Origin of the sequence: Curtobacterium sp. Leaf183, from assembly GCF_001424385.1 — a bacterium.
In the GTDB taxonomy this organism is placed as follows: Bacteria; Actinomycetota; Actinomycetes; order Actinomycetales; family Microbacteriaceae; genus Curtobacterium.
This window is the reverse complement of record NZ_LMPO01000009.1, coordinates 404,061-411,250: the sequence shown is the minus strand read 5'-3', so window position 1 is coordinate 411,250 and position 7,190 is coordinate 404,061. Positions and strand designations below refer to the sequence as shown.

The 7,190-nt window shown below is 71.8% G+C and carries 9 protein-coding genes; 4 read left to right on the top strand and 5 right to left on the bottom strand.

From position 1 onward, the window contains the following. Positions 1 to 317: 317 nt before the first annotated feature. Entirely contained in the window at positions 318 to 917 is a 600-nt protein-coding gene (locus ASG04_RS12880) for a hypothetical protein (RefSeq protein ID WP_162241724.1), read from the bottom strand. Between ASG04_RS12880 and ASG04_RS12875 the strand changes: the two genes are divergently transcribed. Together ASG04_RS12875 and ASG04_RS12870 are read left to right on the top strand one after the other, a co-directional pair. After that, positions 916 to 1,476: a hypothetical protein gene (locus tag ASG04_RS12875; RefSeq protein ID WP_146245265.1), complete on the top strand. Its 561-nt coding sequence runs from the start codon at positions 916 to 918 to the stop codon at positions 1,474 to 1,476. The genes ASG04_RS12880 and ASG04_RS12875 overlap by 2 nt on opposite strands. Next, positions 1,476 to 1,961, top strand: a complete 486-nt coding sequence (locus ASG04_RS12870) for a hypothetical protein (RefSeq protein WP_056124988.1) — start codon at positions 1,476 to 1,478, stop codon at positions 1,959 to 1,961. The genes ASG04_RS12875 and ASG04_RS12870 overlap by 1 nt, the downstream gene beginning before the upstream one ends. Before the next feature lie 3 nt (positions 1,962 to 1,964). Here the strand turns inward: ASG04_RS12870 and ASG04_RS12865 are convergent, their stop codons facing one another. After that, the gene (locus ASG04_RS12865; RefSeq protein WP_056124986.1) at positions 1,965 to 2,522 is read right to left on the bottom strand and encodes a hypothetical protein; all 558 of its coding nucleotides are present in this window, start codon (positions 2,520 to 2,522) and stop codon (positions 1,965 to 1,967) included. A gap of 97 nt (positions 2,523 to 2,619) precedes the next feature. Further along, positions 2,620 to 3,591: an aldo/keto reductase gene (locus tag ASG04_RS12860; RefSeq protein WP_056124983.1), complete on the bottom strand. Its 972-nt coding sequence runs from the start codon at positions 3,589 to 3,591 to the stop codon at positions 2,620 to 2,622. Between the two features lie 106 nt (positions 3,592 to 3,697). Here ASG04_RS12860 and ASG04_RS12855 point away from each other — a divergent pair, with 106 nt between their 5' ends. After that, positions 3,698 to 4,090: a ChaB family protein gene (locus ASG04_RS12855; protein ID WP_056124980.1), complete on the top strand. Its 393-nt coding sequence runs from the start codon at positions 3,698 to 3,700 to the stop codon at positions 4,088 to 4,090. A 60-nt stretch (positions 4,091 to 4,150) separates the two neighbouring features. Then, positions 4,151 to 5,119 carry a beta-ketoacyl-ACP synthase III gene (locus ASG04_RS12850; RefSeq protein ID WP_056124978.1) on the top strand — a complete coding sequence of 323 codons (969 nt, stop codon included), beginning with the start codon at positions 4,151 to 4,153 and terminating at the stop codon, positions 5,117 to 5,119. Positions 5,120 to 5,181: 62 nt separating this feature from the next. Here ASG04_RS12850 and ASG04_RS12845 read toward each other — a convergent pair whose 3' ends face one another. Then, positions 5,182 to 6,060 (bottom strand): hypothetical protein, encoded by an 879-nt coding sequence (locus ASG04_RS12845; protein WP_235515537.1) that lies wholly within the window; start codon positions 6,058 to 6,060, stop codon positions 5,182 to 5,184. Positions 6,061 to 6,129: 69 nt separating this feature from the next. After that, on the bottom strand, positions 6,130 to 6,735 hold the full coding sequence (locus ASG04_RS12840; protein WP_156463663.1) for a hypothetical protein: 606 nt from the start codon (positions 6,733 to 6,735) through the stop codon (positions 6,130 to 6,132). Between the last annotated feature and the right edge of the window lie 455 nt (positions 6,736 to 7,190).

Here is a 7,190-nt window from a genome sequence, read left to right as displayed (position 1 = left end):
CGGTGCGCGTCCGACGCGCACCGGGCCTCCCGTCGAGCTGGTCTCGTCAACGTCCGCTGACGGCCCGCTCCACCCCGGCCCCAGCTGCACTGCGGGGTCGTCGTCGTGGTCAACCACCGCAGCATCGCAGAATGGACGAAGACGGGAGGTCGGCAGGGCCTTCGTACGTCCTCGCTGGCGAGGACGACGCATTCCGAGCGATCGCGGTGGCGACGGTGCCGGTGCCGGTGCCGGTGCTCGAGAAGGTCGCGGCGTTCGAGCTCTCGAAGGTCGCGAGCAAGGAGAGGCCGCGCTTGGGCGCTCGGGAGTGCCCCGGTTCACTCGTGCTGGTGCACGTGCACCCACCGGCCGCCGAACGCGACGCGGAGGTCGTCGCGGAGCCGCCGAGCGAGCGCGTCGGCCTGCGCTGTGGTCTGCACGGTCGGCACGATGACCACGCCGGGGTTGCCGACCGTGCAGGACCCTTCCGTGTCCATGTCGCCAGCACGGGCCTCTCGGCCGCAGCCGGCACAGACGAAGACCGGTTCCGGAGCACCGTCCGCCCAGGCGAAGAGCTGCGGGAACGCGAGGTCCCCGTCGACCTCGGTGCCGCACGTCGAGCAACGAGGGCCGCGCATGTCCTCCATCGCGAGCCACAGACCGTCCGACACCCCGCAGGCGATGGTGCCGCGGTCGTCGTCCGCGCCGGCACCGGCGGCCGGTCCGAGGAGATCGGGTTCACGCGCAGGGAAGCGCAGCCGAGCCACCGCCGGGTCGGGCGCTGCCCAGGCATGCGCGCGGAGCCACGCCCCGACGGCGTCCGCGGTGGCCTCCTGCTGCGCCGCCGGCACGTCCAATGCCACGACGAAGTCCCGGTCCGCTCCCACCCGTCCATTGCACCACATGGGTCCGCGGCGGTGGGCGAAGATGGTGGCCATGGATGCGACCCAGCTCGAACTCGACGTGGACGGGACGGCGGCGTGGTCGTCGGCTGGGCCGGAACGCCTGGCGTGGTCGCTCGCCGAGACCGTCCGTGTGCTCACCGCGCTCGGCGGGTGCTACGCCGGCCCGTGGCGGCTGCGGCACGACCGCTTCCGGCCCGCGGTGGAGGACGTCGCCGCGGTGCCGCTCGGACGACTCGTCGTCGAGGTCGGCTCCCGCCCGGTCCGCGACGTCGACGACCGGGCGCTGCCGGAGCACGGACACCGCTTCACGCTCGACAACGGCATGGCGACCCTGCGCGTGTACGCCACCCGGACGTGGCCGTCCGTGAGCGTCGCGCCGTTCCGTGCGGCGCGCGGGGACGGCGTCGTCGACGACGCCGTCGTCGACGACGCCGTCGTCGTAGCGACGACCGACCTCCTGACGACCCTCGTGACGACCTGGGACGGCGAGTCCGCGCGTGCGCACCACGGACGAACGGTCGTCGCCGAGGTGGTGCCGCCACGCGTCGCCGTGCTGTCCGAGGCGCGAGGCGACGAGGCGGGGGACATCTGATGGAGCGTGCGCTGCCGTCCGTGAGCGTGCGGTGGGAGCGCGGCCGGGTCGTCCGTCCCTCCGACGTCGCGGACCGACTCCGGGCGACCCTCGCTGCACTCCGCGAGGCCGGTCCGGCGTACCAGGGGCCGTGGCGGCTCGGCGCAGAGCGGTGGGAACCGGAGATTCCCGACGCCGTGGCACTCGCTCCGGCGGACCTCGTCGCGGCGGTCGGACGGCGACCGGAGCGGGACCAGCTCGACAGGGTCGACCACGGGCAGTCCGGCGGGTACACGGTGGGACTGACGAACGCTGCGTGGGTCCAGGTCTCCGTCAGGCCGGACCATGTGCGGGTGTCGACACACTGGGTGCAGGATCCCTCAGCGTGGGACCTGCCGTCGTCGTCGGTGTGGCCTCGGTTCGCCGCCTCGCTGGGGACGGTCTGGGCCGGCGCCGCGGAGGTGCGGACCCGCGATGCCGTCGTCGCGACCTGGACGCCGGCCTGACGCTCAGCGGTGCTGGTGCACGGACGCCCACCGGTTCGGGAACGCCAGTCGAAGTTCGTCGATGAGCCGGACCGCCATCGCCGGCCCGTCGTGGTCCGGCGTGATGAGCACCACGCCGGGGTTCCCGACGACGAGGGAGGACGACACGTCCATGTCGCCGGCCCGGGAGACCGACCCGCACCCGGCGCACGTGTACTCCGGCTCATCGCCGCCGATCCAGTCGCCGAGTCGGCTCAGGTCATCGTCGTCAGCAACGGTCGTGCGACAGGACCAGCACGAGGGCCCTTCCATCGAGTCGACTGCGTCCCACATCGGGTTGCCGACGCCGCAGGACGCCGTGCCGATCAGCGTGTCCCGAGCGCGGCCGGGCCGGTCCATCAGGAAGTCGTCGGCCCGTTCGGCGAGGAAGTCCGGCTCGCCGGAGGGGAACTCGAGCGCCGCCGCCGGGTCGAGTCGCGCCCACCCCGTCGGACGGAGCCACGCCGTGACGGCGTCGGCCAGGCCCTGTTGATCGGTGGACGGCACGTCCAGCGCGACGAGGAGTTCGCGGTGTTCGCTCATGGTCCGATCCTCGCAGGCCGGGTCGCGACCGGAGCACGGACGGGAGGCGCGGTGCGGGGCCGCACCGCGCCTCCCGTCCGGCGATTGCGTCAGCGACTCACCAGGCGAAGTCCTCCGGCGACGTCTTGTGGCCCGGGAACAGCTCGTCGAGGCGCGCGAGCGCCGCGTCGTCGAGGTGGATGTCCGTCGCGCGGACGGCCGACTCCCACTGCTCCATCGTGCGCGGGCCGGTGATCGGCGCCGTGACACCGGGCTGGTGCAGCAGCCACGCCAGGGCGAGTTCGCCCGGGGTGTGGCCGAGCTCCTTGGCGAAGGCCTCGTACGCGGTGAGCTGGTCGCGGTGCCCCTCGACGTACTCGGCGCTGCGGCCGGACAGGCGGCGCGAGCCCTGCTCGGTCTTCTCGATGATGCCGCCGAGCAGGCCACCCTGCAGCGGCGACCACGGGATCAGGCCGAGACCGTAGTGGCGGGCGGCGGGCAGGACCTCGCGCTCGACGTCGCGGACGACGAGGTTGTAGATCGACTGCTCGCTGACCAGGCCGAGGAAGTTGCGGTGCTTCGCTGCCTCTTGCGCCTGGGCGATGTGCCAGCCGGCGAAGTTGGACGAGCCGACGTAGAGCACCTTGCCCTGCTGGACGGCGAGGTCCATGGCCTGCCAGATCTCGTCCCACGGGGTGTCCCGGTCGACGTGGTGCATCTGGTAGAGGTCGATGTGGTCCGTCTGCAGGCGGCGCAGCGACGCGTCGAGCGACTGCCGGATGTTGTAGGCCGACAGCTTGCCGCCGTTCGGCCACTCGATCATCTCGCCGTAGACCTTGGTGGCGAGGACGGTCTTCTCGCGACGCCCACCGCCCTTGGCGAACCAGCGGCCGATGATCTCCTCGGTGGCGCCCTTGCCCACCGAGCCGCCGTAGCCGTTGGCGGTGTCGAAGAAGTTCACGCCGAGCTCGTGCGCCCGGTCCATGATCGCGTGCGAGTCGTCCTCGCTGGTCTCCGGTCCGAAGTTCATGGTGCCGAGCACTGCTCGTGACACCGACAACCCTGTCCGTCCGAGGTGTGTGTAGTCCATGTGTCTGGTCTACCCCGTGCCCTCTGCGTCCTGCCAGGCCCTGCGAGTACCGGTGACGGGAACGGCCGGGCGCTTCAGCCCGGACGCTGGACGGAAGGAGCACCCCATGCCCGCTGACGACGACCTGCCCGGCACGCTGCAGCGTTCGCCGAAGCACGCGCAGGACATCTACACCGAGGCGAGGAAGTCCGCCGAAGCCGAGTACGGCGACGGAGAACGTGCCGGCCGCACGGCCTGGGCCGCCGTGAAGCACGAGTACGAGAAGGTCGGGGACCACTGGGAGGCGAAGGAGTCGTCGGGTCCGTCGGACTCCGGCGCGGCGGGCTCGCGCGGGTCCGGGAAGACCGAGGAGGGCGTCGACGCCAACGCCTCCAAGGCCCACCTGATGGACCTGGCGAAGCGATTGGACATCAGCGGTCGTTCGTCGATGGACAAGGGCGAGCTCGTGGACGCGATCAAGAAGGCGAACCGTCGCGCGTCGGCGGCGGCTCGCAGCTGAGCGCGTCTCCCATGCCCGGTCGCGCATACGCGTGCGCCGAGCGGGAGTACCGTTCGTCGGATGAACATCCCTCCACTTCGCGGCAGCCGGATCCTCGGGTTCGGACACCACCAGCCCAGCCGGGTGCTGGACAACGACGAGCTGTCGACGATGGTCGACACGAACGACGAGTGGATCGTGACCCGGACCGGGATCTCGACCCGGCACATCGCCGGCCCGGGCGACACCGTCACGTCGATGGCCACCGAAGCTGGCCGGGCAGCACTCGCTGACGCGGGTCTTGCACCGACGGACATCGACCTGGTCGTCGTCGCGTCGACCACGCACCGCGACCGCGCGCCGTACACCGCGGGCCGGGTCGCCGCCGCGCTCGGCATGACGAACGGACCCGCGCCGATCGACATCAACACCGCGTGCAGCGGGTTCGAGTACGCGATGGGCATCGCGGACCAGGCGATCCGGACCGGCAGTGCCGACACCGCGCTCGTGATCGGTTCGGAACTGCTGTCGGGCATCGTTGACTGGACCGACCGCTCGACCTGCGTGCTGGTCGGCGACGGCGCCGGCGCGACCGTGCTGGGGGCCTCCGAGACGCCCGAGATCGGGCCCGTGTCGTGGGGGAGCGTCCCGCACCTGCAGGACGCCGTGCGCGTCAGCGGTGACCCGGAACGCTTCTCGCAGGAGGGCCGGTCGATCTACCGCTGGGCCATCACCGAAGCAGAGGGGCACGCCCGCAAGGTCGTCGAGCAGGCCGGTCTGACGATGGAGGACATCGAGGTATTCGCGTTCCACCAGGCGAACCTGAGGATCATCGAGCCACTCGTGAAGGCCCTGGGCGGGGAGTCGAAGTACGTCGTGCGGGACGTCGTCGAGTCGGGCAACACCTCCGCTGCGAGCGTGCCGCTCGGGTTGTCGAAGGCGTGGGCGCGCGGTGACCTGCCGGAAGGTGTGCCGACGCTGCTGTTCGGGTTCGGCGGCGGGTTCGCGCACGCAGGCCAGGTCGTCACCACGCCCGTTCGGGCGCGCTGAACGCGGAGCGCTGACGGACAGGAGGCTCGGGGCGGGACCGCTCCGGACCTGCTGTCCGGCGGTCAGAGCGCCCGGCCGTTGCGCCGTCCGTCGCGCACTGCCCGCTTGTCGGCCTGCTGCTGCAGCTTCCGTTCGCGGCGACTGGGCTTCCGGTCGCGCTGGTCGTCCCCGATCACGAGCGGGAAGTGCGCCGGCGGTTCGCCGAAGCCGCTGCGCGAGGCCTGGATCACCTTGCGGCCGAGCGCGTGGTTGCCCAGTCCACCGACCGCGGCACCGATGCCGAAGGGCAGCGCACGGCCCAGGATCGACGTGCCCTGCCGCGCGATGAACCGCTTGATGAACGAGTCGCGGACCTGCTTGGCGATCCCGCTGACTGCCTGCTGCGGCAGCGACGAGGCGACCATCTCGCCCCAGAAGGCCGTGCGGGCCTGACCACCCGCGGCCTGTCCGGCAAGCTGCTTGATGAGCTGCGTTCCGGGCGTGCCGAGGATCATCGCCATGACGAGGGTGCGGGACCGCTCCGGGTCGTCGAGCGTGATGCCGTGGACCTCGGTCACGGACTGCGCGAACAGGGCCGTCGCCTCGAGGAAGCCGACCGTCTCCGCACCGCTCAGGCCGAAGCTCGCCGCCATGCCGATGCCGGGCACCACGGCGCTCGCCCCGACCGCAGCGCCGCCCGTCGTCACCGCCGTGAGGTAGTGCCGCTCGAGGATCTGGATCACCTCGGCCGGGGTGGCGTCGGGCTTGCGGCGCCGGATGCCGTTCACGTGGGCGACGACCGCGGGGCGCTGGACGTCGAGGATCCGGTCGAGCATCTTGGCCCACCCCTTGGAGGTGGTCGGGGCCGAGGGGGTCGGTGAGGAGTTGTCGATCGGCGCGTGCGGCAGGGGGATGATCGCCTGGTCCCGCTGGTCCGACCGGTCGTTGTGCTTCGGGGCCATGCCGCCACGCTACGCCGGGCAGGTGCGGGGCTCGCTGGGTGGCTCCGGAAGGCGCGTGGGACGCGGTGCTCATCGGCATGGGATCCCCGCCTGCGTGAGCTTCGCACGGACCGTCTCGGGATCCATCAGGTCGGCCCAGGTCAGCCGGACGAAACAGCGGACCGCGGTGAACGACCGGACGAAGTCCTCGCGCTGCTTCTCGCGCCAGTGGGCGTCTGCGGTCGAGATGCCGGCGAGCATCTGCGGGTCCTCGTACTTGGCGCGCCCGTCGACCTCGACCACGACGCCCTGGTCGGGGAACCAGAAGTCGACGACCGCGCGCTGCGCTCCGGCGCGGGAGAACTCGTGCTGCTGGACGGGCTCGGGCGTGCCGAGCTGCCGGAACCGGACCCGTGCGACGGACTCAGCGGGGGAGCCCGAGAGCGCCGATCCCATCTCGAGTGCCACACGGGCGCGTGCATGCGCCTGGGGAGCCACGCGGTCGAGCGCTGCACGGAGCAACGCGGGCGTTGTGGCCTCGCGGCCGAGGGCGGCGTCGATCATCGGGACGGACGCCACCCAGGGGGCCGTGGAAGCGACGTCGGCGAGCGTCCTGACGAGGGACGTGACCCGTGCGCCGACGAACTCGACGGGGAGTGTCGACGGATGCTGTTCGCCGGGTGTCTCGGTCGGCATGTCGAGGACCCCGTGGTGGATGCGGAGGAAGCGGCTGCCGTCGGGCCGGGCTCGGCGTGGGTCGGTCAGCTGGACCTGATCCGGCGGCTGTTGGACGAACGGCAACGCATGGACTGCCGCGGCCGAGGCATGCGAGATGGCCCGCGGTGGCACGACCAGCGGCACGCTCGCTCGAACGAGCACGAGATGGCGTTGTTCCGGGAAGAGTCCTGCAACGTCCGCCGGACGAACGAGCACACCGGGCCGCACAGCGATGTACTCGCCGCGACGGGCTGCTCGCTGGAGTGCTCGACGCTCGGCGCTGGCGAGGTGCGCGGTCCTGATCAGTGGCACCGAAAGGGCTGGAGTAGGCATGCCGACACTCTCGCGCGGTGGGCCGGAGCACGCCGGAGTCGGAAGCCGATCTGTGGATGGCGCTCCGATCCTCCAGGCTGTGGAGGAGTCGTCGTGTCGGC

Excerpts from the sequence above, each read along its gene's own strand:
- ASG04_RS12875 (WP_146245265.1), top strand. The coding sequence starts at position 916 with ATGGATGCGACCCAGCTCGAACTCGACGTGGACGGGACGGCGGCGTGG.
- ASG04_RS12880 (WP_162241724.1), bottom strand. The coding sequence starts at position 917 with ATGGCCACCATCTTCGCCCACCGCCGCGGACCCATGTGGTGCAATGGA.
- ASG04_RS12870 (WP_056124988.1), top strand. The coding sequence starts at position 1,476 with ATGGAGCGTGCGCTGCCGTCCGTGAGCGTGCGGTGGGAGCGCGGCCGG.
- ASG04_RS12865 (WP_056124986.1), bottom strand. The coding sequence starts at position 2,522 with ATGAGCGAACACCGCGAACTCCTCGTCGCGCTGGACGTGCCGTCCACC.
- ASG04_RS12860 (WP_056124983.1), bottom strand. The coding sequence starts at position 3,591 with ATGGACTACACACACCTCGGACGGACAGGGTTGTCGGTGTCACGAGCA.
- ASG04_RS12855 (WP_056124980.1), top strand. The coding sequence starts at position 3,698 with ATGCCCGCTGACGACGACCTGCCCGGCACGCTGCAGCGTTCGCCGAAG.
- ASG04_RS12850 (WP_056124978.1), top strand. The coding sequence starts at position 4,151 with ATGAACATCCCTCCACTTCGCGGCAGCCGGATCCTCGGGTTCGGACAC.
- ASG04_RS12845 (WP_235515537.1), bottom strand. The coding sequence starts at position 6,060 with ATGGCCCCGAAGCACAACGACCGGTCGGACCAGCGGGACCAGGCGATC.
- ASG04_RS12840 (WP_156463663.1), bottom strand. The coding sequence starts at position 6,735 with ATGCCGACCGAGACACCCGGCGAACAGCATCCGTCGACACTCCCCGTC.